The following is a 23,300-nucleotide window of genomic DNA, read 5'->3' on the forward strand; positions in this document are numbered from 1 at the left end:
CGCAAGGATGCCTGCAACTTCCCGCCGCCTCCACGCCTTCACTGAATCGGTCATTCGTGCCATGACGCGCCTCTCGAACCAGCATGGCGCGATCAATCTTTCCCAGGGCTTTCCCGACTTCAATCCGCCGGAGGAAATCCTCGCCGCGCTGGAGCGCGCGACGCGCGGCAACTTTCATCAGTATGCGGTGACGTGGGGTGCGCCGCGCTTTCGGCAGGCATTGGCCAAAAAGATCACGCATTTCTCCGGCGTGCCGGTGGATCCGGACCAAAACCTCGTCGTCACCTGCGGCAGCACGGAGGCCATGATGTGTGCCATGATGACCTGCTGCGAACCGGGGGACAAGGTGATCGTGTTCTCGCCTTTCTATGAGAACTACGCCGCGGACGCCATCCTCTCCGGCGCCGAGCCGATCTATTTGCCGCTGCGTCCGCCGCACTTTGGCTTTGATCCCGATGAACTCGCGCGCGCCTTTGCGCAGGGGGCGAAGGCCATCATTGTCTGCAATCCGTCCAACCCCACCGGTAAGGTTTTCACGCGCGAAGAATTACAGATGATCCTCGATCTCGCGGAAAAGCACGATGCTTTTGTCATCATGGACGAGCCTTACGAGCACATCGTCTATGCGCCGCATGAGCATGTGTACATGCACTCGCTGCCTGGAGCGGCGGAGCGTGTGATCGTGTGCAATTCGTTGTCAAAGACCTACTCCATCACCGGGTGGCGTCTGGGTTATGTGCAGGCCGCGCCGCACATCATCGCGCAGGCGCGCAAGGTGCACGACTTCCTCACTGTCGGTGCCGCTGCGCCGTTGCAGGAGGCCGCTGTCGCTGGTCTCGAACTGCCGGACAGCTACTATCAGGGCCTGCGCAATCTTTACAGGGAGAAGCGTGATGTCTTTCTCAATCACCTCCGTGCTACGGGCCTGCCGTTTACCGAACCGCATGGGGCCTACTACGTTCTCATGGACATTTCATCGCTCGAGTTCCCAACGGATACCGAGGCAGCCGAATGGTTCGTCAAAGAAGTCGGCGTGGCCGGCGTCCCAGGCTCCAGTTTCTTCCGGGAACCCGAGCATCGCTTCATCCGCTTTCATTATGCGAAGCAGTTGGAGACGCTGAATGCGGCCGGGGAGAAGCTGCTGAGAGTGAGGCAGGGGAGGTAAGTTGCAGTGGTGATTCGCGGCGAACACCGCCCTGTTGTACTATTTGACAGAGTCAATCTTCACGTCGTCCTCGAATATGCCTTCATATGGGATGAGGTAGGTAGTGTCGCCAGTCTTCAAATCTACTTTGGCAATACGCTGGCTAAACCCTACATAAGCAAAACCATCATCTCCAACGACCAGCGATCGTGGGTGTAGGCCATTCCACCGAGCTGACACAACGAGCAGCTGGATCCAGCCATCAATAGAAACCCGGCACAAGCTACTATAGGTTAGGACAAGAAAAGTCTTGGTGGTTTCAGGAACTGCAACTTGAGGCTCATCGGCTAGCTTGCAGAGCCGCGATATAGCCCACGTTTTTTCTGCGCGTACAAACGAGAGAACCTCGCCAACATTCGTGCCCCCATGGGCGATTCCAGATAATGCGTAGATGTGATCCGATACACTGAAAAATTCTTGAACTTGGTCGTGCGATATCGCGACCTTCTCGGCTTTGCCCGGTTGCCAGAAAACAGTTGATCCGAACTCTCCATCGTTAGCACAAAGCAGCTTGCCTCCTGCGACCTCGATTGAGGGGTAGTCCTGTTTCCAAGCATTTTTCCGAACTTTCACATTTCCGGCACTTTTATACACATCCCAAACTGTACCGACGCGATTAGCCGCTCCATAAAACGGGTGCATCGCAGCAAAATCTATGTCAGTCGGAATCCAATCCGACACCTTCTCCGGGATGGCTGACTCGGCCACGACACTGGCTGAGAGTACGACCAGCAATACTGGAACGATAAGCTGACGACTGTTCATATGGTTGAAGCAAAAATGTAGGTCAGGACAATTTTGTCGAGCAAATAGACCGACTTATCGGGTGGAGGCAGAGCAACTCGTGAATCTGCATGTGGTAATGGCCGGCAGTTGCTACAAGTTCGCCGCATACGCCTGCAGCTCCCGATACTCCGCCAAAATCCTCTTCACCGCCGCCACCGTCGCCTTCACCTGAGCATCCATGGGCGCGAGCGCGGGTGTTTCAAACACGATCTCCAGGGCATGTGGTCGCTGCTCGGGTGGGGCGCGGAGGATGCCGAGGTAGCCTTCTTTGATGATGCCGCGAGAGGCGCGGAAGCCGTCGATGATGTCCTGTTCGTTGCGTGGCAGAAACTGGCTCGAGGCCTGCAGCGCGGGTTCCAGCAGGTGCTCGCTGAGCAGTGCGCCGCTGACGAAGCCGTAGCAGCCATCTGAGGTGTCGTCTGAGTGCAGAGAGATGATGCCATCGTAGCTTTCACGGCGCAGCTCGGCTTCGAGGAAGATGACTTCGGGCTCGACGGAGCCGCACCAGAATTCGCGGTTCAGATCCAGCCCGCTGTGGCTGTGTCGGGTGCCGAGGTGGCAGCCGGTGGGATTGCACACCGGAAAGAAATGCAGCTCGTAGTCATGCAGTTCCTCCGGTTTTCCAGAAGCCCAGGCGATGAGTTCGTGGGTGGCCAGGGTGCCTGCTTCTTCATCGCCATGAATGCCGGCGAAGATGCCGATCTTCATGCCATGGCCGGACTTCACAGGCTGGCTGACAATCTTCGGCAGGAAGTTGTCTGATGCTGGCGGGCGTTGTTCGATCATCAGAAAAGAAGAACTTCAAATGAGAGGGAAGAGCCGCCGTTTCAAGCGCTGACTTGTGATGCGCCAGGTTTCACAGGGAGGGATGCTGCCGGGGAGGAACGAAAAGACTTTGAAAATCGCCTGTCCCGCTGCGTTTCTTTGCCCCTCTATTTGAACCATGAGACTCCTCTCACTTACCACCCTCCTCGCCGCGCTGGCGCTCAATGCCCGCGCTGAACTTAAACTCCCCGCCATCGTTGGCGACAACATGGTGCTGCAGCAGAAGCAGACCAATCCGCTGTGGGGCTGGGACGCACCCGGGACGGAGGTGACGGTGAAGTTTGGCGATCAAACCAAAACCGCCAAGGCCGGCGCCGACGGCAAGTGGACGGTGAAGCTCGATCCCGTGCCCGCGAGCGACAAGCCTGCCACGCTTTCCATCCAAGGCAGCAGCGTGAAGGAAATCAAAAACGTGCTCGTGGGCGAGGTGTGGATCTGCTCCGGCCAGTCCAACATGCAGTGGAGCGTCAGCTCCAGCTGGGACTCGGATCTGGAAATCGCCTCGGCGAAGTTTCCCAACATCCGCCTGATTACTGTGCCGAATGTCGGCACGCAGGAGCCGCAGAAGGATTTCAAGGGCGAGTGGAAAGAGTGCTCCCCAGCCACGGTGGGCGGCTTCAGCGCAGTCGGTTTCTTTTATGGCCGGGTGCTGCACAAGATGCTGGATGTGCCGGTGGGCCTGATCAACAACGCCTGGGGCGGCAGTGCCTGCGAGGCCTGGGTGAACCGTGGTGAACTGGAGAAAGATCCGCGCTTCAAGCTGCTGATGGACAACACCAAGAAGAATGAATTTGCACTTCAAGGTGCCGCCGGAATCGAAAAATACCAAAGGGATCTCGCTGCCTGGAAGAAACGGCAGGAAGAGGCGCTCAAGACCAATAAAGTTTTCGCTGAACGTGCCCCTAACCCGCCAGATGCATGGCTGAAGGGCAATGCGCGTCCTGCCAATATCTACAATGGCGCTTTGCTGCCCACCATCGGCTACGGCATCAAAGGAGCCATCTGGTATCAGGGCGAAACCAACGCGAGCCGCGCTTATGAATACGCCAGCCTCTTCCCCTTCATGATCCAGAACTGGCGCAATGAATGGAAGCAGGGAGATTTTCCCTTCTACTGGGTGCAGCTGGCTGACTTCATGGGAGAGAAAACCGACGCGGGGCAGGCCGTCACCAGCTCATGGGCCGAACTGCGCGAGAGCCAGACGAAGACGCAGAACGCCATCAAGAACGGCGGCCAGGCCGTCATCATCGATCTTGGCGATGCCAATGACATCCACCCGAAGAACAAGCGCGATGTGGCCGAGCGCCTGGCCCGCTGGGCACTGGTGAAGGACTATGGCATGAAGCTGCCCTATCGCAGCCCCGAGTTCAAAGCGGTCGAGTTCAACGGTGACAAGGCCACCGTCACGCTCGACACCTTCGGCAGCACACTGCGCACAGTGGACATCAGCGAAGTGAAGGGCTTTGCCGTCTGCGGTGAGGACAAGAATTGGGTCTGGGCCGAGGCGAAGATCGCCGGCAAGGACACGGTCGTGGTCAGTGCCAAGGGAGTTGCCAAGCCCATCGCCGTCCGCTACGCCTGGGCGGACAATCCGGTCTGCAACCTCTACAGTGCCGATGGTCTGCCGGTGACCCCGTTTCGCAGCGATGACTTCGAGATGCTGACCAAGCCGAAGCCGTAAGCGACGCATCAAGTCACATCACATCACCCGACGATCTGAATCCCCCGGCATCACCGCCGGGGGATTTTATTTTTAGACCAAGTCTATGCCTTGCTCGCGGACTTCCGGCTCACGGCTTTCCAGATGGCATTGAAGGGCCAGGCGATCAAACCGAAGACCGCGCCTGCGACTTTGGCCACGATCTTCACTGGCAGGCGGAAGAGGCGGAGCAGAGGACGCAGCACGCCTTTGACGGCGGCATTTTTCTCATACGCAAGATGCAGCAAAAGGATGCCAATGATGCCGGCAAATTTTACTGATTTGGCGATGTGGTAGTGCCCGCCTCCTTCACTGATGAGGCTGAAGCCGCCGGGTTCGACGACGTGTTTGACATACTGGTCCCAATAAAGTTCCAGGCCCAGCAGCAGGCCCACGAAGCCCACGAGGAGAAACGCGGTGTGCTCCAGCCAAGGCTGGCGTTCCAGGAGCTTGATGCAGTAGCCCGCCACCAGCCTCAGCGTGATGATGCCCAGCGTGACGCCGATGTACACCAGCACCTTGCTGTCCCGCGCAAAGGCCACGGCGGCGACCACATTGTCAAAGCTCAGGCTCAGGTCCAGAAGGGCGATCATGGCGATCGTGGAGGCAAAACTCTGGGGCACTTTCTTTGCCTTGCCCTCACCGGTCTCATCGTCGTCGTCCTGGTCGGCAAAGTGGGAGCACATCAGCCACACGAGGTAAAGAGAGCCCAGGAGCATCAGCCAATGGTTCCCCATGATGAGGCTGGCGGTCAGGAGGGCGATGATGCGGAAGCCGTAGGCGCCGGCGTAGCCGATGTTCATCGCCTTCTTGCGCTGCTCTTCGTTCAAGTGCGAAGCCATCGCGGCAATCGCCAGCGCGTTGTCCACGGAGAGCAGGCCCTCGATCAAGATCAGAGCCAGCACCACAGGGATGCCTTCTTTGATCATGGTCAATGTGTCCGTGGCGGCGAGAAATACGTGTATCATCAGCCTGCAAGATGGCGGACGGGCACAGGGCTTTCCAGTACCAATTCAGGTGAAAGAAAAACACCCCGTTTTCGGAATGCGAAAACGGGGTGTCTCAGGCGCAGATGGCGTAAGCTTGATTAGGTGTAGGAGGATTCCACGCGCCGTGCCACGTCCTTGTAGCCGTAGTCGGCGTTGTAGATTTCCTTGAGAGCTTCCAGGCTGGCTGCCTTGTCGCCCATTTTTTCCAGCACGTTGGCCAGTTCGTAGAGGACTTCCTTCTTGGTGGCGTCCATGACGAGGAGCTCCTTGGAGGCCTCCAGCAGGGAGGTTTTGGCCAGGTCGTTCATGTTCTTGCGCTCGAAGCAGCGGCCGAGCATGAGGATCGCCTTGATGCGCAGGTTCGGGCTGGCCTTGGCCTGCTGCAGCTCGGGGAGGGCTTCTCCATACATGCCCGCATTGAAGTAGGCCTGGCCCAGTTCGTAACGCAGGGCCTTGTCCGTGGGATTGCGGTCCACGCGGGTCTTCGCTTCGTTGATGACGACGCTGGCGCGCTGGCGGCGGATTTCCGCGAGCTGTGCGCGTTTGTCCTCGATGTCGGGCGCTTCCGGATCGGCTTCGATCTCACGCTCGTAATCGGCGATTTTTTGGTCCTGCACCTTGTCGCGAAGGATTTCCACCTTGCGCTGGAGCGCCACGTCCCCGGGGTTCAGGGTGAGGGCGTAGTCAAAGAACATGAGGGAGGTATCGAGCTGGTTGAGGCGCTCGTAGAGTTCGGACATGCGCTTGACCACGACGATGTTGGTCTGGTCTGCATTGTACTGCTCGATGGTTCTGGCCAGCAGATTTTCCATCTGCTCCTGGGTCATGCCCTGGCGGTTGAACATTTCCATCTCCTCAGCCTCGGCGGAGTTCTTCTTGGTTTCGTTGAAGTTGCCGGAGTTCCAGCCCTGGTTTTGGATGGAACTTTGCGCTGCGGCGTTCTTTTCGCCCTGCTTGGCCTCCATGTCGCGCGGATCGATCTTGACGATGGCGGCGTAGGTGGAGGCTGCCTTGTCGGGCTGCTTTTGCTCCATGTAATGGCGCGCCAGCTTGTGCATGTTCTTGGTGTTCTCCGGATGACCGCCGCGGATGGTCTCCAGCGCAAAGGACGCCAGTTCCGGGTAGTTCATCTTCATGGCCAGATCAAAAAGCTGATCGTTCGCGCTGAGGTTGAAGGGGTCCTTGCGGAACACGTTTTCCTCCATGTCCGCGATGGTTTCAGCGGGGTCCTTTTTGGAGCTGGGCTTCAGGCCGCCGAGGCCGAAGCTGAATTTTTTGCCACTGCCGACGACTTCGCCTTCAGCGCTGCGCAGCAGCTTGCGGCCGTCCAAAAAGCCAACGTTGGCGGTCACGATGGGCATGACCTGGTCAATGACATACTCCCAGTTTTTCCGCTCGGCGGAAATGAGGGCTTTTTTCCAAAGGGCTTGGTATTTGGGGTCGAGATCGGCTTCCTGAACGGTCATAGTGCTTGGGGGTCCTGTCTTGGTTGAATGAAATAATTGCGGCGGCTACTTCTTCCCGCCACCGAACCAGGCGGCGATGCCATGCAGTTCGGCACCTGTTCCTTCAGTCAGACCCTTCATGCTGAATCCGTGCTCAAAGAGCACCATCCAGAAAAAGGTGGCGACGAGGAAAGCGATGGTCCAGAGGACTTTGGAGAGAATGCGCATGCCGAAATTTTGCCTACTTTATGAAGAAAAGGTGGGAATCGTCCAGCACGGAGTTGCGCGGAAGGAAAATGCGCGGCCGGATTTACTCCTTCTCAAACAGCAGGCGCAGGCTGTTCAGGCACACCACCACCGTGCTGCCCTCATGCGTCAGCACCCCCAGAGTCAGCGGCACCCAGCCGAAGAGGGAGGCCACCGCCATGATGATCACGCTGCCCAGGGAAATGATCAGGTTCTGTTTGATGATCCGGCGCGCGCGCTGGCTGATGCGCCGCGCTGAGAGCAGTTTTTCGATTTTGTCCTGCATCAGCACCACATCGCTCTGCTCCAGGGCGGCGTCGCTGCCACGCGCTCCCATTGCCACGGAGACGTAGGCGGCCGCCAGGCTCGGCGCGTCATTCACGCCGTCACCGATCATCGCCACCTTGTGACCGGACTGCGTCAGCTCCCGGATGGCAGCCACTTTGTCCTCCGGGTGCAAACCGGCACGCACCTCGGAGATGCCGAGTTTTTCGCCCACCTCGATCGCCGCAGCGCGGCGGTCTCCGGTCAGCATGATGGTGCGCACGCCGTCAGCGGCCAGCTTTTCCAGCACGGCCCGGCTGCCGGCGCGGATCTCATCCTTCAGCAGCACCCGCCCCACGATCTGCTCATGCAGCACCCAGACCTCGCTGAAGCCCAAGGGTGCGTCTGGCACCCCGGCCAGCACGGCCCCCAGGGCGCTGTCTTTGACGAGTTCGCGCCGCCCCACGTAGCTCAGCCCTCCGGCGCTGCGCCCGCGCAGGCCCTGGCCGGTGATCGACTGAAATTCCGCCAGCTTGTCCATCACCACGCCCTGGGTCTTGGCATATTGCGTGATCGCGCGTGCGATGGGATGATTTGAATTCGCCTCCAGACTGGCCGCGATGCGCAGAACGTCCTGCTCACGGCCGGCGGGAAAGCTCTCGATCTTTGCCACCTTCAGCTCGCCTTCCGTGAGCGTACCCGTCTTGTCCATGGCGATGACGTTCACCTCGGCCAGTTTCTCGATCGCGGCGCCGCCCCGGAACAGCACTCCGCGCCGTGCGCCCCAGGCGATTGCGGCCAGGATGGCCGAAGGGATGGAGAGCACGAGAGCGCAGGGGCTCATGACCACGAGCAGCGTCATGGCGCGGTAGAAGGCGGACTTCGATGCCGCGGTGTTTTCCAGCGGTGGAATGCCAAACGCGAACCACCACACGAAAAACATCAAGGCCACCACGCCGAGCGTGAGCAGAGTATAGCGTGTGCCAAAACGGTCGGTGAAACGCTGGCTGGGGGCGCGCAGGTGCTGCGCGGTTTGAATCAGGGAGATGATTTTAGCCAGGGCACTTTGAGTGGCCGGGCGGTCCACGCGCACCTGCACCAGCCCCCATTGGTTTAGAGTGCCGCCGAAGATGGATGCCCCCGGTTCTTTTTCGATGGGCACAGCCTCGCCGGTGAGTGTCGATTCATCTGCCGCCGTGGAGCCCTCGATCACGGTGCCGTCCACGGCGAAGAGTTCGTCCGGCTTGACCACGATCACGTCTCCCACCTGCAGCGTCTGCACGCCGCGGTCCGCTGTTGTGCCGTCCGGTTGCAGCACGTGGGCAAATTTGGGGGCAGCCTTGGTCAGTGCGTTGATCTCCCGGTGCGTGCGGAACATCACAAAATGCTCCAGCGCCCCGGAGGTGGAAAAGAGGAAGAGCAGCAGCGCGCCTTCCTCCCATGCGCCGATGGAGACTGCGCCTAAGGCTACGGCCAGCATGAGGAAATGCACGTCGAGACGCCGCTCGCGAAGGTTTTCCCAGGTGTCCTTTGCGGCGTCCCAACCGCCGGCGATCAGAGAGATGGAGAGCAGCGTCTTCGGCAGCCAGGCCGGGGCGGCAAAGAAGCGCTCCGTCACATAGCCCGCCACCAGCGCCCCAGCACAGATGCCCGCCTGCAGCGCCAGCATGCGCCACTCGTCATCGCTGGCCTGCTCCAGTTCATCCGGCTCCGGCCAGGCAAAGTCACGCCATTGCCAGAATTTCGGGGCGGTGGGGCAGGAGGGTTTTTCCAGCACGAGCGCGCCGTCCGCCTGCTGCTGCACATCCAGCATGCCGCTGCTCTGCGGGACCTGGCCGTTTTGTTTCAGCCATTTGGCATCCACCGCCCGCAGCACTTCGGAAAGTTTTGCCTGCAGCAGTTCGCCATCCACCCGTCCCAGGGTGGCCATTTCCACCCGCTTGGAGTCGGGGTTTAGCCGAATGGATTCCACCGCAGGTTCATCCAGGAGGAAATTCGCCAGCGCATCCATCCAGTGGGATGAATCGGGAGGGGCGGGTGTGGAATTCGGCATAAGTGGGAATCGAATCCATACGGATGAGCAAGACGCGTGACAACCCGATCTTCCACATGCACTATTTGCACATGATTCGCAGTCTCATCGCCGGATCGCTGCGTGTGTTTTCCGGTTCCATCGCGCGCTGGCAGGGCTGTGCTCCATTACCGGTGCAGCGAGTGTACTTCGCCAACCACACCAGCAATCTCGACGGCCCGGTGCTCTGGGCCTCGCTGCCGCCGCCGGTGCGCGCGCTCACGCGCATGGTGGGCGCCAGGGACTACTGGTCAGTCGGGCGCGTGCGGCCGTTTCTGGCCTGCCATGTTTTTAACGCGGTGCTCATTGAGCGCAAGAAGCCCACTCCCGAGGCGAATCCGCTGGTCGAAATGGTGGATGCCATGGGAGACCGCCATTCGCTCATTCTGTTTCCCGAAGGTGGCCGCCAGACCAGTCCCGAACCACAGCCTTTCAAGCCCGGGCTTTATCATCTCGCCAAAAAACGCCCGGATGTGCAGCTCGTTCCCGTGTGGATGGAGAACCTCAACCGCATTCTACCCAAAGGCGAGATCCTTCCGGTGCCCGTGCTCGGCAGCGTCACCTTTGGCGAGCCGATCCGGCTGGAGGAGGGGGAGTCCAAGGTGGACTTTCTGGTCCGTGCCCGCGAAGCGGTGCTGCGGCTGAGGCAGCATTGATCACTTCACGATGGGCGGCAGCTTTTCCGCCAGCCGGGCGCGCAGTTCCTTCAGCGTCTTTGCGTGCTGCGGATCGTTGGCAAGGTTCTTGTACTCCTGCGGGTCTTTGTCGTGGTCGTAGAGTTCGATCCCGTTTTTGCCTTCGTCCCATTCCGTGCAGCGCCAGCGTGCGGTGCGGATGGTGCGTCCCCAGAATTCAGCATCAGCACCTCGGCGGGCCTGCGTGAACGCTGCGTCCTGAATGGATGCCGCAGGATCGCGCAGCACGGGGGTGAGGCTGAGGCCTTGGAGGTGTGTGGGGGCGGGCACGCCGCAGAGCTCGCAGAGGGTGGGATAGACATCCAGCAGCTCCACAAGGCTCTGGCTGCGCTTGCCACCGGTCTGCATGCCGGGCGTGTGCATGATGAAAGGGACGCGGGCGCATTCTTCAAACAGGCTGCGTTTGTGCCACAGGCCGTGCTCGCCGAGATGCCAGCCATGGTCGCTGGTGAAGATGATGATGGTGTTGTCATCGAGTCCCATCTGCTTGATCGCATCCAGCAGGCGCCCGGCCTGGGCGTCCACGTAGCTCACGCAGGCCAGGTAGGCGCGGATGGCGGCGCGGCGTTGCTCGGGCGTGGACTCCAGCGCGTAGCCGGGCACGGCGCCATTGCGTGCAGGCGCGGGGATGTCCGCCTCGTCATTGGCGGGAGCCTCAGGCAGAGTGATGTTCTTGAGGGGATACATGTCAAAATACTGCGCCGGAGCCACGAGCGGCATGTGCGGGCGATGGAAGCCGACGGCGAGGAAGAACGGCTTGCTCTTGTCGCGTTTGCCGAGCCATTCGATGGCGGTTTTGGCGAAGTTTCCATCCACAAGCTGGTCATCACCACCGGGGATTTCCTGCCAGGGGAGACCCTGCTTTTTGCCCGTCTTCACCTTGACACTGCTCTCGCGTTTGAGCGGGTAGGGCAGCTCGCTTTTGAAGGGCGTGCCGAAGTCCCAGGCCTGAGGATCGTCCATGCTTTCGAGTCCCGTGGGCACGCCGAGATGGAAGATCTTTCCGCAGCGCGCCGTGGCATAGCCGTTGTTGCGAAAGTGATGCGGCAGCGTCAGCACGTCGGGAATGTTGGTGTACAGATTGTCCTCGTTGTTGGTCACGCGCGTCGTGTTTGGCCGCAGGCCGCTCATCATCGAGGAGCGGGACGGATTGCAGTGGGGAAACTGGCAGTAGGTGCGCGTGAACACCACGCTGCGCCTTGCCAGCGCATCCAGGTTCGGTGTCTTCGCCTGGGAATAATCAAAGCACTGCAGCGTGGCCGCCAGATCGTCCGCCATCATCAGGAGGACGTTGGGGCGAGTGTCCGCGGCGAGTGCCGGAGACAGCGTGAGAAACGACAGGATCAGGAGGGCTGGGAGGCGCATGGCAGGTGAATGCTGTGGGTCGCAGAACGAACCGGCGGATGGCGATCCTTCGCCCATGTGCAGCGTTGTTGCCCCTCAGGCTTCCCCTGAGGTTCGGGACAGGGGGCGGTAGGGTTGTGGGTTGAGAGCGTTGTTTTATTTTCGTTCCATGAATACTTCAGCCCCACCCGAAAAAGCGGTGCCGCCCATCACGCCGCCGCCTCTGGAACCGGAAAAAATCCCCGATGTGATCCGCGACCGAAAGGCTGCGGACGCCACGAAACGCGTGGACACAACCGCCGGTGACGAAGGCATTGATGACAAAGTGGAAGATGACAGTGAAACCGGCGCCGCCATCTCAGACGAAGACCTGGAAGATCACGAAGAAGATCTGGGTGAAGAGTAATTCGCGCACGCGCCCTGAGCAAACCGCCCGCACGACTTTCCGCATAAGAGATACCTCAAGACACTCCCCCGCCATGAATGCCGCCGATACCACCCTGAAGCCGCAAACTGCCGAACCCACCGACAATCAACCGCCGCTGGATCCGGACGAAGTCCCCACAGTGATCCTTGACTGGCGCCCTTCGCCCAAGGCCGTCAAATAGACGTCATTGCGAGATTCATTTTGCCTGAGGGTTCTTGAACTCCTGCACCGGAAACTTCTCGCGCAGGCGCTTGCTGAAAGCCTCGATGATCTTGGCGTGTTCCGGCTTCGCGGCCACGTTGAGGTTGTTCTGCGGGTCGTGGACCATGTTGTAAAGTTCATGCTCGGTGGCCGCACCCGGCTTGGTCCATTCGACAAAGCGCCATTTGTCCGTGCGCATGGTGACGCCGAGGTAGCCTGCTTTGGGATACCAGCTGTAGGCTGCGTCGTTGACGGTGGCGTTGGGATCATCCAGCACGGGCTTCAGGCTGCGTCCCTGAAAGCCGGTGCTGGCTGGAAGGCCGCAGAGTTCGGTCAGCGTGGGGGCCAGGTCCACGGACTGCGCGAGCGCATCCGTTTTTTCGCCGGCGTGCTTCATGCCGGGCGTGGCGATGACCAGGCAGTTGCGTGTGGCGCCTTCGTAGTTGTTGTGCTTGCTGCCCCACCAGGTGTGCTCGCCCATGTAGTAGCCGTGGTCGCTCCAGAAGACGATGATGGTGTTCTTCGCCAGACCGGTCTCATCCAGCGCGGCCAGCAGCCGGCCCACCTGCGCGTCCACGTAGCTGATGGCAGCATAGTAGCCGTGCAGGCACTCGCGTTTGAAGGGCTCCGGCAGATCTCCCTGCGGAACATTGGCATAGCCGCGGAAATCATTGCCTGAGGTGGCGGCAAACTGTGGCGCGCCTTTGGGCAGGAACTCATTCGTCGCCAGCTTGAGGGCGCTGCGATCATAGAGGTCCCAATACTTCTTCGGCGAGATCCAGGGCACGTGTGGATTCGCGAAGCCCACCGCGAGAAAAAACGGCTGCGCCGGGTTCTTCGCATGCTCCTTGAGCTGGGCGATGGCATTCACTGCCGTGTCACCGTCCAGCAAATCGGCATCGTCGCAATCCACGGCCTCAAAGGCGGGAATGGCGTTGTTGCGGCTGCCTTTGCCGTTTTTCGGAATCTCCACACCCTTGGCCCTTGCCTCGGACATAAATTTTTTCACCGCTTCCTGTGTCGCGGCGCTGGTACGCGGTTTCTGGCTGTGCCAGGCGGGCACGGTCCAGGAGGCGTCGTCATCAATTCCCACGTGGTAGATTTTTCCCAGGCTGCGGGTGTGGTAGCCGTTGTTTTTGAAATGCTGCGGCAGCGTGGTGATGTCTGGCATGGTGGTGCGCAGCGTGCGGCCGATCTCAAAAATCTCCGTCGTTGCCGGATAGCGCCCGCTGAGCATGGAGATGCGGGAAGGGGAGCACAGCGCCTGCTGCACGTAGCTGCGCTGAAAGACCATCCCGCGCTTTGCCAGCGCATCGATGTTCGGGGATTTCACCGTGGTGTCCCCGTAGCAGCCCAGCTGCGGGCGCATGTCATCGCTGGCGATGAATAGAATGTTGGGCGGAGACGAAAAGGCGGCTGCCAGGGGAAAGGCGAGGCAAAACAAAAGGTACGTGAGGCGCATCTGCGCTAAACGCCGCAGGCCGTTCCGCCTATCCTCCTACTTCAGCTCCTTGATCCGCACATTCCGGTACCACACAGGAAGCGCTTCATCTTGAAAAGCGATCTGCCCCGCGTTCGGCCGGTCGGCCATCTTCATGTCTTCGAGGGTGGTGTTGATGACTTCCTCGCCATTGAAGACCACCTTCACGCTGCGGCCTTTGACCGTGATCGTGTAGCGATTCCACTCGCCGGCGGGTTTGACCATGTTTTTGGAGGGGCCGATGCCGTGCACGATGCCGCCGCAGTCATGGTGGCCGGGTTTTTCCAGGCCGTAGGTGTCGAGGATCTGCACTTCAAAGCCCGTCTTTACCGGCTCCTTCATGTCCGCCACGCGCATGAAGACACCGCTGTTGCCCTTGGGGTTGATTTTAAATTCCAGGTCCAGCACGAAGTCGCCGTATTGTTTCTCGGTGGCGATGTAGGCGTCGTAGCGCTGCCAGCCTTTTTCGCCTTCACGTGGGTGCAGCGTGAGGCTGCCGTCCGCATCCACCACCCAGTTTCCGGTCGTTTTCCAGCCGGTGAGGTCCTTGCCGTTGAAGAGCGGGACGAAGCCAGCGGCGTCCGCTGCGGGGTGGAGGTCTTCCGCTGAGAGGGTCACGGACAGGGCCAGGCAGAGGAGCGGGAGGAAGGAGACGAGTTTCATGGTAGGTCAGCAACAAACGGGCGCTCCAAGCCGGATAAATCCTCGTTTGACATTCAGGCATCTATTTGGAACATATCATCGTATCTTGATACGTTGATTTGTTCCTTTCCACCCAAACCTGAACCCACGACCCACACCTCATGTCCGACTACAAAGTAAAAGACTTCGCCCTCGCTGACTTCGGCCGCAAAGAACTCGACATCGCCGAAAGCGAAATGCCCGGCCTGATGGCCACCCGCGAGAAGTACGGCCCCAAGAAGCCCCTCGCCGGCGTCCGCATTACGGGTTCCCTGCACATGACCATCCAGACCGGCGTGCTCATCGAGACGCTGAAGGAACTGGGCGCTGACGTCCGCTGGGCCTCCTGCAACATTTTCTCCACCCAAGACCACGCCGCTGCCGCCATCGCTGCCTCCGGCACCCCTGTCTTCGCCTGGAAGGGCGAGACCCTCGAAGAATACTGGTGGTGCACCTGGAAGGCCATCATCTTCCCCGGCGACAACGGCCCGCAGCTCATCGTTGACGACGGTGGCGACGTGACCCTGCTCATCCACAAGGGTTATGAAATGGAAAACGGCGACAAGTGGGTCGAGACCCCCTCCGACAACCACGAAGTGAAGGTCATCAAGGACCTGCTCAAGGACATCGCCAAGAACCAGCCCGGCATCTTCCACAAGATCGTCAAGGACCTGAAGGGCGTCTCCGAAGAGACCACCACCGGCGTGCATCGCCTGTATGAAATGGCCAAGGCTGGCAAGCTGCTCTTCCCTGCCATCAACGTGAACGACAGCGTCACCAAGTCCAAGTTCGACAACCTCTACGGCTGCCGCGAGTCCCTCTTGGACGGCATCAAGCGCGCCACGGACGTCATGATCGCCGGCAAGGTCGGAGTCGTCTGCGGTTACGGCGACGTGGGCAAAGGCTGCGCCGCTGCTCTCCGCGGCATGGGCGCCCAGGTCATTGTGACGGAAATCGACCCCGTCTGCGCCCTGCAGGCCGCCATGGAAGGCTACCGCGTGATGCCGATCGAGGACACGCTCGGCACCGGAGACATCTACGTCACCACCACCGGCAACAAGGACATCATCACCCTTGAGCACATGGAGAAGATGAAGGACCAGGCCATCGTTTGTAACATCGGCCACTTCGACAATGAGATCCAGGTGGACAAGCTCAACGCCCGCACGGACGTCAAGCGCCTCAACATCAAGCCCCAGGTGGACAAGTACACCTTCCCGGCTGGCAACAGCATCTTCATGCTGGCGGAAGGCCGCCTCGTGAATCTTGGCTGCGCCACCGGCCACCCGAGCTTCGTGATGAGCAACAGCTTCACCAACCAGACCCTCGCGCAGATCGAACTCTGGGAAACCAAGGACACCCGCCCAATCGGCGTCACCGTGCTTCCGAAGAAGCTCGACGAAGAAGTCGCCCGCCTCCACCTCAAGAAGATCGGTGTCAAGCTCACCGTCCTCTCCAAGGACCAGGCCGACTACATCGGCGTCCCCGTCGAAGGCCCTTACAAGACGGACCACTACCGCTACTAAAGCAGAGGAGCGCGGACACTCTTTTCCGCCTCTGAAAATTACAACCCCCAGAACCACGAGGGCGGCCAGCAATGGCCGCTCTTTTTTTCGTCACGGGGAGGTTCAACGCGGCGCGAATCCAGCGTGAAGTGGTCCGCGCACTCCGTGTGCGATGTTTTTCCATTCACAAGGCGACGCTACGCCTTCAACGCCACCAGCTGCTTCTCCAAAGACACACTCGCGATGGCAGCAGCCTTGTCGCTCATGGCGTAAGTCAGGATGACCTTTCACTCGATCATTCACTGCTCCTACGAAGCAAACAGCTCCTGGAGCAGCACCCGCCACCGCCTCGGCCAGATCATGGGTGAAAGTCACGATTCCTCATAAACCGGGCAAGTAATCACCCAGAAATGCGATGCGTTTCGGCAACACCGAACCGCTCAGGAAAAACCTGTCAAGAGCTGCGACATGACATCATCCAGACAGCCTGTGCAGCTTTTAAGCAATGGGTAACTTCATCCCATTCTTAAATGGGCGGCATTAGCTTTTCCGGCCTGCTGGTGCCGGCTTGGGCTTTTCCTTCTTCGGCTTTTTGACTTCCTTTTTGTGAGCGTTGTTGCCTTTGGCCATAATGATCTGAGCGTTGTTGGTTACGCAAAGAGTATGGCAGAGCTGCCGCCGCCTTGCAAGGTGAGCCGGGCGACATTTCAATACCCGCTCCGCACAGTAGTCATCTCGATCCGCGAGATGAGCACGACGCCCCTCACCTGCAAAACACCCCCAAGGGCCAAGGGCCTCCCCGCGGGGGCATCCTTCCCATCAGCCGCTCCAGTAAAAAGACATCCGCATTTGTCTTCCGTAGGCCCCACCGTAAAAGTCCGCTCATGACCCTCGAACACCTCACCCAGGACAAACCCAGGCGTCGAATTTTAGCACTCGATGGCGGGGGTATTCGCGGTGTTTTCACCATTGAGGTGCTGGGGCGCATGGAGGGGATGCTGCGGGACCATACCGGCAACAAGGACCTGGTGCTGGCGGATCACTTTGACCTCATCGCTGGCACCAGCACGGGGGCCATCATCGCCACCTTTCTTTCCTGGGGCATGTCGGTGCAGGCCATCCGGCAGCTCTACTCGGACCAGGCGCAGCGCATGTTCACACGCGCGCCGTGGTGGCAGTTCCATCGGGGCAAATTCAGCGACAGCAACATCGCGGACATGCTGCGCAGCATTTTCGTTGAAGAGGATGGCACGCCCGCGCTGCTCGGCACTTCGCGGCTGAAGACGCTGCTGCTGATCGTGATGAGGAATGCCACCACGAGTTCTGCGTGGCCGCTTTCCAACAATCCCAACGCCATGTACAACCAGGCGCTCAACGCCGACGGCAGTCCCAATGTGGAGCGCAATCTCAACCTGCCTCTTTGGCAGCTTGTGCGTGCCAGCACGGCCGCGCCGGTCTATTTCCCGCCGGAAAAGATCACGCTGGGGCGCCATACTTTTGAGTTTCTGGACGGCGGCATCACCGCGTACAACAACCCCGCGCTGATCGCCTACCTCACGGCCACGCAGCCCTGCTATCGCGTGGTCTGGCCGACCGGGCTTGACCGCCTGCACCTCGTCTCCATCGGCACCGGGCAGATTCGTCCGCGGCTGAATGCGTTTCTGCGCCGCATCCTGGGAAATCTGAGCTTTGCCGCCACCGTGCCCTCCGGTCTGATGGACTCCATTTCAAAGGAGCAGGACATGCTCTGCCGCGCGCTGGGCCGCACCCTGCATGGCGCACCCTTGGACACAGAAGCCACCGATATCCACGGCCTGGACCGGTTCACCTACGTGCGCTACAACCGCGAATTCAGCGTCGCGGAAGTGCTCGCGGCCGAGAAAGCCCACGGCGGCGGCTTCAGCCTGGACAATCTACGCATGATCCGCTTCCTGACTGAAGAAGGTCAAAAGTTTGGCGAGCAGGTGAAACTGGAGCACGTCCTTTGAGGAACCCTCAAGTCACCGGCTCATCTCCACCAGCTTTTGCAGCAGCTCTTTCACTCGTGCGGATGATTGCTTCACCGCGCGCAGCTCGCCGGTCGCGTCCAGTTGCAGTCCAGCGAGGGATTCTCCCAGTTCGGAGAGGATGGGATAAAGCGCGGGTTTGGCGCGGAAGAGTACCATGCCTTCGATGTTGGCGGTGTCGTTGTTGAGATAGGGGTCTCGTGGCATCTGCGGCTTTTCCATCCCGATGTCGGTATACAGCATGCGGTCGGTCAGTGGCTCGCCAGAGGCGCAGTCCCACAGCATGGTCCAGGTCAGATCCACATTCGGCGGCTCATGGTGGAGGCTGCGCGTGAGCAGCACGGAGCGGTCCGGCGAAAGCATCGCCGCTTCCAGTTCTGAAGCCGCCTGATCATCTGTGAAAAAGACCGACTCCACCAGAGGCCGGGACAGGAGCGCTCCCGTGGCCACGTCAAAAACCTGATACTCATACTGACGCGTCAGCGCTACAAGCGCACTGCCTCCCGCCGTAAGCCGCATGTCTGCCACCAGGCCACGCAGCGTCTGTTTGTGCGCGCCCTTTTCGGGATCGATCACGATTTCGCTTCCGCGTCCATCCGCCACCATGTGAGCCTTGCCGTCCTGCAGCAGGAAGGCGGTCACCGCGCCTCCGGCGCCTTCAATGCTCAGCCCGGCAGGATCCTCCTGCGCATGGGCTTTGACGATGGCTTCGTCCACTGTGCCTTTGAAAATGGTCTCCGGGTCTCCTTCATTTTTACGGTCCACCTGGATCTCGCGGTCTTCACTCGTGTAAACCCACAGGCGTGATTGCGCCTGTGGTTTGCCAGCGAGGGATTGAGCAGGGATCTTGAGCGCGCGGTGCTGACGTGCCCCCACTTGCAGCAGAACGCCGCCTGTGGTGTCTGCGCGCAGGGCGTCCACCGGCTGCTCCATTTTCAGCACCGGTACCGGGCTGACTTCCAAGTCGCCTGGCTTGGGCGTGAACCACACCTCCGCGTCGTCGGAGGCGGTGACAAACGTTTCCTGTGCGTCCTGCAGGAGCAGCATCGCGCGGATGGCCGAGTGGTGCGAAACCACGGCCACATCCTGCAAATAAGACTCCGCCGCATCCTGCGGCCGGTGGATGACCACCCAGGAGGCATCTCCGCGCGAGGAACCAATCAGCAGCGCGCAGCTCCGTTTCTCCGCGTCCTGTTTCTCCGGCATGAAGACCAGCTTCGTGAAGTCAGCGCTTTGATAGTGCGGGTCTTTTCCCGTCGCATCCATGGTATCTCCTACCTGCGCGCCGCGGCGAAAATCCCAGATCTGCAGGTAGGCTGGCTGGCGCCAGCGTTCCACCGTCACGGCCAGCCAGGTGCCGTCCGGAGAGAACGTCATGCCATTGATGTTGCCCACCCACGCATCTGCCTCCGCATTGGCATGGATCCAGTCACAAAGCGGTTTGCCATCCGCATCCCACACGCGGAAGTGATGCAGCCCGGAACCCGGATGATTGGAGCCTTCGGTTGAATCCACATCCTCGCACCAGGACACAGCGACGAGCCCGTTGGGTCCTTTGACCACGCGGTCAAACTTCCCCGGTTCCTTGTTGTCCGCAATGACCGGCGGCTTCACAAAAGCAGGCACGACAGGCTTTTCCTCTTCCTTCACGGGAGCAGGCGCGGGTGCCGCTCCGGCGTCCTCGCATACCCACACGTCACGCTGTTGCAAAAAGGTCAGCAACCTGTTCGCAGCCGTGGCATGCCCGTGCTCGCGCACCGCTCTTGCCAAATAGGCCAGCCCTTCGCATGCCGTGCGCGGGTCCTTCAGCCTGGCGCTGCCTTCACGGAAGTAGGCGACACCCAGAGTGTCGGACAGCTCGTGTGATTTCTTGGCCACTTGATCTCGCTGCGCTTCCGCCTCGTTCGCATTGCGCACTGCGAGCACGCCGGCGATCAGCGCCGCCACCGCCAGCCCGCTCACCGCCGTCAGCCAGCGGCGCAGCACCTTGGCGCGCTGCTTTTGCTTCTCGATTTGGTACGCCTTGTCACGCGCCGTCAAAACCCCCAGCGGCACGCCCAGCACTCCGGCCACGATTTTCAGCAGCATGAGGTTTTGCTGCCGCATGTACACATTCACCTGCTCGTTCGCCGCCTTGTCCGGCATGCCCGCCGCTTTCAGCACATCGCGGTAAGCCGCCGGCGAGGTCCAGCCCTGCCCGCCGTCATGCAGTCGAAAATCCGCGGCGATCGGTTCCGCCAGTTTTTCGATGAGCTGTCCGCTCTCATCAATCGCATGCCGCAGCGGCTTCGGAAAGCACTCGCGCTCCATGTTGGTGGCCATGGTCGGTTCGCCATACAGAATCGCCGCCAGGATGCGGTCCTGTTTGCCGAGCTGCTTGAAACGCAGAATCTCGTCTGCCACAAAACTGCTCCGCACCGCATTCGGCGAGCACAGCACCACGAGGAAGCGGGAGTTCTGCAAAGCGGCCTCGATGGGCGTGGACAGGCTCGCATCTGCCGGCAGTTCCTCTTCGTCACGGAACACAGGGAAGATGCGCTCCGGGATCACATCGCCGCGCTGATTTTTCGTTCCCACCAGATCCGCGGGGACTTCATACGTCTCCAGCGTTTGATGCAGCCATGTGGCCCACTGGCGGCCTGGCTCCTTGTTGTCTGCATGCCGGTAGCTGATGAAGCACCAGTACTCGCGTTTGAGGCGGTCGGTATCAGTGCTGGGGGAAGGTGCCGGGTCGGCCATGAGTTGTTTTGGAAGAGTGTTTCGCCATCAGCGCTTGCTCGAGCTGGCGGCCAGCCGCCATTCACGCAGCTCGTCCAGCAGGATGGTCTCGCAGCGTGCCACGGTGTGGCGGATCGTGGACTCGGTTTCGAGCCCTTGCAGGGCGTTGCGGAGTTTCCGCAGGGACTGCACCATCTGCGGGTAGCGCTGCTTGCGCCGGCCCGCATCCAGAGCATGTCGCAGGCTGGCGCTGACTCCCGCCATCAGTGGCAGTGCGATGGGCAGAAATCCCACCGCGATCCACGTGGTGAATCCATGCTCCAAGCCCCAGCCATCAGGTGGGAGCCAGATCTTGCTCAGCTTGTTCAGCACGGAAACCAGCACAAAGGGTGGCGCCAGCCGCGTGCACCAGTCGCCCAGCTTGCCCGTGAAATCCCACCACCGCACGGTTGCCGGGTTCATGGCGGTGTAGTGGCGGATCTGGCCGTCCGGATGCGTCTCGCTCAGGCGCGTGGCCAGGTAGTGGTCACGCTGGGCCAGGATGTTCGGGTGCGTATGGTGGGACTGCACGAGCAGCCCGGCGCTCAGGGCAAAGCGGTGCCACTCTGCATCCAGCCATGAGATCCCCGGGTGCAGCGGATCCATGATCGGCACGCTCGCACGCAGTCCGCGCACCAGCTCGCAGGCAAAGCGGCAGCGCAGCCAGCGATCCTGCACCTGCCGGTGTTTCAAAAGGAAATTCATCCACAGCGCCGCGCAGACGAGTGCCAGTTCGGTCAATGAAACGATCCACTTGTACTTTTCCCACAGCGCCTGCTTGTCCATCACCTTGAAGGTCACCAGCGCCGCAAGAATCGCCGCGATGCCATGGATAAGGATGATGCGCACCAGCGACGGGCGCAGTTTTTCCGCCTCGCTCATCGCGATCTGGTCCAGGCAGCGCTGCAGTTCATCCGAGGTCGCCGCCTCTCCGCTGCAGACATTTTTGGCGATCTCGTTCAGCTCATCCACGATCCCATCCCGCCCGATGGCCTCGTCAAAGCCGGCATCTTTCACAGCCACACCGTCCGCGGGCTGAATATGCAGCACTGGAATGCCCGTCGCCCGCGCCTGCGCGATCATCTGCGCGGTGCCGCCGGAGCCTCGCGGCGGCTGGCCGTCCCACACCGTGATGAGGACATCCACCGCCTCCAGCATGACAATGCCCTGGTTGAAGTAACACTCCGGCCGTGTGGACTCTTCCTCTACGGTTCTCAGGGAATCCGGCCCCGGCACAGCCGCCGCGCGGTCCATCTGCGCCTTGGAGCGCGCCCAGGTGGCGGGCGTGGAAAAATCCTTTTCAAATTCCCCCTGCGCCAGTGGCAGCAGCAGATGCACCGGCATGCCCAGTTCCCGTGCAGCCTCGATGCAGACCACATCCGTGCCCTCCGCTGCGCTCACATACAGCTCGAGCACGCCTCCTGTTTCCGCAGAACGCTGCTGCAGATCCTTCAGTGCGGTCGTCAGCGCAGGCCGCACCGCCGCCTCTGAAAAACGGGAGCGGTGCCCGCAAAAGCCCACCAGATGACGAGTTCTCAGCATGAAGCCACAGGAAGCAATCTCCCTGCACCTGCGCAAGTCCGTCCCGCGATTTTCTTGCCCGACGGCCTGCTGCTCTGTCGACGGAATCGTTGCGCCGCAGTTTCGATTTCAGGTTGCTCATTGGCCAGCACCTGCGATTTGAAAGCATGATTCTCGATGCCTCATGCAACCTGGACTACCAGACGACGGAGGAGGTGCCCGCGATTTTCATGCTGCGCCCCCGCAGTGGCTGGGCGCAGTGGATCATGCGGGAGCAGTTTCACATCTACCCCCAGGTGCCGGTGCTCGAGTTCACGGATGTGTATGGAAACCTCTGCCAGCGCACCGTCATGCCGCCCGGTCACTTCCATCTTTCCGTCCAGTACCGCGTCCAGGTGGCCGACCATGTGGATACAGATCTCACGGCCCCCATCAATCTGGTGCAAAACCTGCCGCCGGAGGTGCTGCATTATCTCCTGCCCAGCCGCTACTGCCAGTCCGATGAACTGCTGGGACTGGCCGCGTCCGTGGTGGCGGGCATGAACCCCACCTGGCAGCAGGTGGAACAAATCCGCCTCTGGATCTACCAAAACGTCCGGTATGAATCCGGCTCCAGCAACAGCTTCACCACCGCGCTGGAGACGCTGAACACGCGGCGCGGTGTGTGCCGCGACTTTGCGCATCTGGGCATTGCCCTCTGCCGTGCCATCAATGTTCCTGCCCGCATGGTGGTGGGTTTTTTGCATGAGCTCCATCCGATGGATCTGCACGCCTGGTTTGAAGCCTTCATCGGCGGCCGGTGGTTCACGTTTGACGCCATGGAGCATCAGACTCGCGGCAACCGCATCGTTGTCGCCTATGGGAGGGATGCGGCCGACGTGGCGCTGGCGACCATGTTTGGCAATTTCACGCTCGAGAGCATGCAAATCACCGTCAAAGTGGTGAACTCTTCTTTTGCCCAGCGGTACGGGTGAGCGCATGAACGAGCATGGGGCGAGCCGTGTTCTTTATTGGATAAGGAAATGGCTTATGAGACTGTCGCGACCGCTCTGATGAGTTTTGCATGATATCTAAATAATCATTTATCACGCAGGTCTGTCTCACAATCATTTAGGCAGCAAGTGGTTACACTTGCGCATTGCTTGTTCAAATGA

The 23,300-nt window shown here is 60.4% G+C and carries 19 protein-coding genes; 8 read left to right on the forward strand and 11 right to left on the reverse strand.

All coding sequences use genetic code 11. From position 1 onward, the window contains the following. Positions 1 to 7: 7 nt before the first annotated feature. Positions 8 to 1,165: a pyridoxal phosphate-dependent aminotransferase gene (locus tag ACILSR_RS18085; RefSeq protein WP_395751199.1), complete on the forward strand. Its 1,158-nt coding sequence runs from the start codon at positions 8 to 10 to the stop codon at positions 1,163 to 1,165. A gap of 39 nt (positions 1,166 to 1,204) precedes the next feature. Here the strand turns inward: ACILSR_RS18085 and ACILSR_RS18090 are convergent, their stop codons facing one another. Both ACILSR_RS18090 and ACILSR_RS18095 read right to left on the reverse strand, forming a co-directional pair. Further along, positions 1,205 to 1,969 (reverse strand): hypothetical protein, encoded by a 765-nt coding sequence (locus ACILSR_RS18090; RefSeq protein ID WP_395751200.1) that lies wholly within the window; start codon positions 1,967 to 1,969, stop codon positions 1,205 to 1,207. A gap of 111 nt (positions 1,970 to 2,080) precedes the next feature. Then, complete coding sequence (locus tag ACILSR_RS18095) at positions 2,081 to 2,776, reverse strand: succinylglutamate desuccinylase/aspartoacylase family protein (protein WP_395751201.1); 696 nt, start codon at positions 2,774 to 2,776, stop codon at positions 2,081 to 2,083. Between the two features lie 157 nt (positions 2,777 to 2,933). On the opposite strand from ACILSR_RS18095, the gene ACILSR_RS18100 reads away from it, so the two are divergent. Continuing rightward, positions 2,934 to 4,496, forward strand: a complete 1,563-nt coding sequence (locus ACILSR_RS18100; protein WP_395751202.1) for a sialate O-acetylesterase — start codon at positions 2,934 to 2,936, stop codon at positions 4,494 to 4,496. 83 nt (positions 4,497 to 4,579) lie between these two features. Here the strand turns inward: ACILSR_RS18100 and ACILSR_RS18105 are convergent, their stop codons facing one another. The 4 genes from ACILSR_RS18105 to ACILSR_RS18120 all read right to left on the reverse strand — a co-directional run bounded on the left by ACILSR_RS18105 (position 4,580) and on the right by ACILSR_RS18120 (position 9,511). Next, a complete protein-coding gene (locus ACILSR_RS18105) occupies positions 4,580 to 5,482 on the reverse strand; it encodes a DUF475 domain-containing protein (RefSeq protein ID WP_395751203.1) in 903 nt (300 codons plus the stop codon). Between the two features lie 119 nt (positions 5,483 to 5,601). After that, positions 5,602 to 6,969: a tetratricopeptide repeat protein gene (locus ACILSR_RS18110; protein WP_395751204.1), complete on the reverse strand. Its 1,368-nt coding sequence runs from the start codon at positions 6,967 to 6,969 to the stop codon at positions 5,602 to 5,604. Positions 6,970 to 7,014: 45 nt separating this feature from the next. Beyond that, complete coding sequence (locus ACILSR_RS18115) at positions 7,015 to 7,176, reverse strand: hypothetical protein (protein WP_395740516.1); 162 nt, start codon at positions 7,174 to 7,176, stop codon at positions 7,015 to 7,017. An 82-nt stretch (positions 7,177 to 7,258) separates the two neighbouring features. Further along, positions 7,259 to 9,511, reverse strand: coding sequence for a heavy metal translocating P-type ATPase (locus tag ACILSR_RS18120; RefSeq protein WP_395751205.1), 2,253 nt, complete (start codon positions 9,509 to 9,511; stop codon positions 7,259 to 7,261). A gap of 71 nt (positions 9,512 to 9,582) precedes the next feature. Between ACILSR_RS18120 and ACILSR_RS18125 the strand changes: the two genes are divergently transcribed. Next, positions 9,583 to 10,185 (forward strand): lysophospholipid acyltransferase family protein, encoded by a 603-nt coding sequence (locus ACILSR_RS18125; RefSeq protein WP_395751206.1) that lies wholly within the window; start codon positions 9,583 to 9,585, stop codon positions 10,183 to 10,185. Here ACILSR_RS18125 and ACILSR_RS18130 read toward each other — a convergent pair whose 3' ends face one another. After that, positions 10,186 to 11,589 carry a sulfatase gene (locus tag ACILSR_RS18130; RefSeq protein ID WP_395751207.1) on the reverse strand — a complete coding sequence of 468 codons (1,404 nt, stop codon included), beginning with the start codon at positions 11,587 to 11,589 and terminating at the stop codon, positions 10,186 to 10,188. 148 nt (positions 11,590 to 11,737) lie between these two features. Here ACILSR_RS18130 and ACILSR_RS18135 point away from each other — a divergent pair, with 148 nt between their 5' ends. Together ACILSR_RS18135 and ACILSR_RS18140 are read left to right on the forward strand one after the other, a co-directional pair. Next, positions 11,738 to 11,974: a hypothetical protein gene (locus ACILSR_RS18135; RefSeq protein ID WP_395751208.1), complete on the forward strand. Its 237-nt coding sequence runs from the start codon at positions 11,738 to 11,740 to the stop codon at positions 11,972 to 11,974. Positions 11,975 to 12,047: 73 nt separating this feature from the next. Next, a complete protein-coding gene (locus ACILSR_RS18140; RefSeq protein WP_395751209.1) occupies positions 12,048 to 12,176 on the forward strand; it encodes a hypothetical protein in 129 nt (42 codons plus the stop codon). Between the two features lie 15 nt (positions 12,177 to 12,191). Here the strand turns inward: ACILSR_RS18140 and ACILSR_RS18145 are convergent, their stop codons facing one another. Both ACILSR_RS18145 and ACILSR_RS18150 read right to left on the reverse strand, forming a co-directional pair. Continuing rightward, positions 12,192 to 13,658 carry a sulfatase gene (locus ACILSR_RS18145; RefSeq protein WP_395751210.1) on the reverse strand — a complete coding sequence of 489 codons (1,467 nt, stop codon included), beginning with the start codon at positions 13,656 to 13,658 and terminating at the stop codon, positions 12,192 to 12,194. 36 nt (positions 13,659 to 13,694) lie between these two features. Then, on the reverse strand, positions 13,695 to 14,339 hold the full coding sequence (locus tag ACILSR_RS18150; RefSeq protein WP_395751211.1) for a DUF1080 domain-containing protein: 645 nt from the start codon (positions 14,337 to 14,339) through the stop codon (positions 13,695 to 13,697). A 140-nt stretch (positions 14,340 to 14,479) separates the two neighbouring features. Between ACILSR_RS18150 and ahcY the strand changes: the two genes are divergently transcribed. After that, positions 14,480 to 15,883, forward strand: a complete 1,404-nt coding sequence (gene ahcY / locus ACILSR_RS18155; RefSeq protein WP_395751212.1) for an adenosylhomocysteinase — start codon at positions 14,480 to 14,482, stop codon at positions 15,881 to 15,883. Between the two features lie 863 nt (positions 15,884 to 16,746). Then, the gene (locus ACILSR_RS18160; RefSeq protein ID WP_395751213.1) at positions 16,747 to 17,850 is read left to right on the forward strand and encodes a patatin-like phospholipase family protein; all 1,104 of its coding nucleotides are present in this window, start codon (positions 16,747 to 16,749) and stop codon (positions 17,848 to 17,850) included. A gap of 12 nt (positions 17,851 to 17,862) precedes the next feature. Here the strand turns inward: ACILSR_RS18160 and ACILSR_RS18165 are convergent, their stop codons facing one another. After that, positions 17,863 to 20,607 carry a toll/interleukin-1 receptor domain-containing protein gene (locus tag ACILSR_RS18165; RefSeq protein WP_395751214.1) on the reverse strand — a complete coding sequence of 915 codons (2,745 nt, stop codon included), beginning with the start codon at positions 20,605 to 20,607 and terminating at the stop codon, positions 17,863 to 17,865. A gap of 27 nt (positions 20,608 to 20,634) precedes the next feature. Further along, the gene (locus ACILSR_RS18170; protein WP_395751215.1) at positions 20,635 to 22,167 is read right to left on the reverse strand and encodes a hypothetical protein; all 1,533 of its coding nucleotides are present in this window, start codon (positions 22,165 to 22,167) and stop codon (positions 20,635 to 20,637) included. A gap of 146 nt (positions 22,168 to 22,313) precedes the next feature. On the opposite strand from ACILSR_RS18170, the gene ACILSR_RS18175 reads away from it, so the two are divergent. Beyond that, complete coding sequence (locus ACILSR_RS18175; protein ID WP_395751216.1) at positions 22,314 to 23,120, forward strand: transglutaminase domain-containing protein; 807 nt, start codon at positions 22,314 to 22,316, stop codon at positions 23,118 to 23,120. Positions 23,121 to 23,300: the final 180 nt, after the last annotated feature.

This window comes from Prosthecobacter sp. (genome assembly GCF_044222565.1).
GTDB lineage: Bacteria > Verrucomicrobiota > Verrucomicrobiia > Verrucomicrobiales > Verrucomicrobiaceae > Prosthecobacter.

What these genes read in the sequence shown, in the direction of transcription:
- ACILSR_RS18085 (WP_395751199.1), top strand. Translation starts at nt 8, where the DNA reads ATGCCTGCAACTTCCCGCCGCCTCCACGCCTTCACTGAATCGGTCATT.
- ACILSR_RS18090 (WP_395751200.1), bottom strand. Translation starts at nt 1,969, where the DNA reads ATGAACAGTCGTCAGCTTATCGTTCCAGTATTGCTGGTCGTACTCTCA.
- ACILSR_RS18095 (WP_395751201.1), bottom strand. Translation starts at nt 2,776, where the DNA reads ATGATCGAACAACGCCCGCCAGCATCAGACAACTTCCTGCCGAAGATT.
- ACILSR_RS18100 (WP_395751202.1), top strand. Translation starts at nt 2,934, where the DNA reads ATGAGACTCCTCTCACTTACCACCCTCCTCGCCGCGCTGGCGCTCAAT.
- ACILSR_RS18105 (WP_395751203.1), bottom strand. Translation starts at nt 5,482, where the DNA reads ATGATACACGTATTTCTCGCCGCCACGGACACATTGACCATGATCAAA.
- ACILSR_RS18110 (WP_395751204.1), bottom strand. Translation starts at nt 6,969, where the DNA reads ATGACCGTTCAGGAAGCCGATCTCGACCCCAAATACCAAGCCCTTTGG.
- ACILSR_RS18115 (WP_395740516.1), bottom strand. Translation starts at nt 7,176, where the DNA reads ATGCGCATTCTCTCCAAAGTCCTCTGGACCATCGCTTTCCTCGTCGCC.
- ACILSR_RS18120 (WP_395751205.1), bottom strand. Translation starts at nt 9,511, where the DNA reads ATGCCGAATTCCACACCCGCCCCTCCCGATTCATCCCACTGGATGGAT.
- ACILSR_RS18125 (WP_395751206.1), top strand. Translation starts at nt 9,583, where the DNA reads ATGATTCGCAGTCTCATCGCCGGATCGCTGCGTGTGTTTTCCGGTTCC.
- ACILSR_RS18130 (WP_395751207.1), bottom strand. Translation starts at nt 11,589, where the DNA reads ATGCGCCTCCCAGCCCTCCTGATCCTGTCGTTTCTCACGCTGTCTCCG.
- ACILSR_RS18135 (WP_395751208.1), top strand. Translation starts at nt 11,738, where the DNA reads ATGAATACTTCAGCCCCACCCGAAAAAGCGGTGCCGCCCATCACGCCG.
- ACILSR_RS18140 (WP_395751209.1), top strand. Translation starts at nt 12,048, where the DNA reads ATGAATGCCGCCGATACCACCCTGAAGCCGCAAACTGCCGAACCCACC.
- ACILSR_RS18145 (WP_395751210.1), bottom strand. Translation starts at nt 13,658, where the DNA reads ATGCGCCTCACGTACCTTTTGTTTTGCCTCGCCTTTCCCCTGGCAGCC.
- ACILSR_RS18150 (WP_395751211.1), bottom strand. Translation starts at nt 14,339, where the DNA reads ATGAAACTCGTCTCCTTCCTCCCGCTCCTCTGCCTGGCCCTGTCCGTG.
- ahcY (WP_395751212.1), top strand. Translation starts at nt 14,480, where the DNA reads ATGTCCGACTACAAAGTAAAAGACTTCGCCCTCGCTGACTTCGGCCGC.
- ACILSR_RS18160 (WP_395751213.1), top strand. Translation starts at nt 16,747, where the DNA reads ATGACCCTCGAACACCTCACCCAGGACAAACCCAGGCGTCGAATTTTA.
- ACILSR_RS18165 (WP_395751214.1), bottom strand. Translation starts at nt 20,607, where the DNA reads ATGGCCGACCCGGCACCTTCCCCCAGCACTGATACCGACCGCCTCAAA.
- ACILSR_RS18170 (WP_395751215.1), bottom strand. Translation starts at nt 22,167, where the DNA reads ATGCTGAGAACTCGTCATCTGGTGGGCTTTTGCGGGCACCGCTCCCGT.
- ACILSR_RS18175 (WP_395751216.1), top strand. Translation starts at nt 22,314, where the DNA reads ATGATTCTCGATGCCTCATGCAACCTGGACTACCAGACGACGGAGGAG.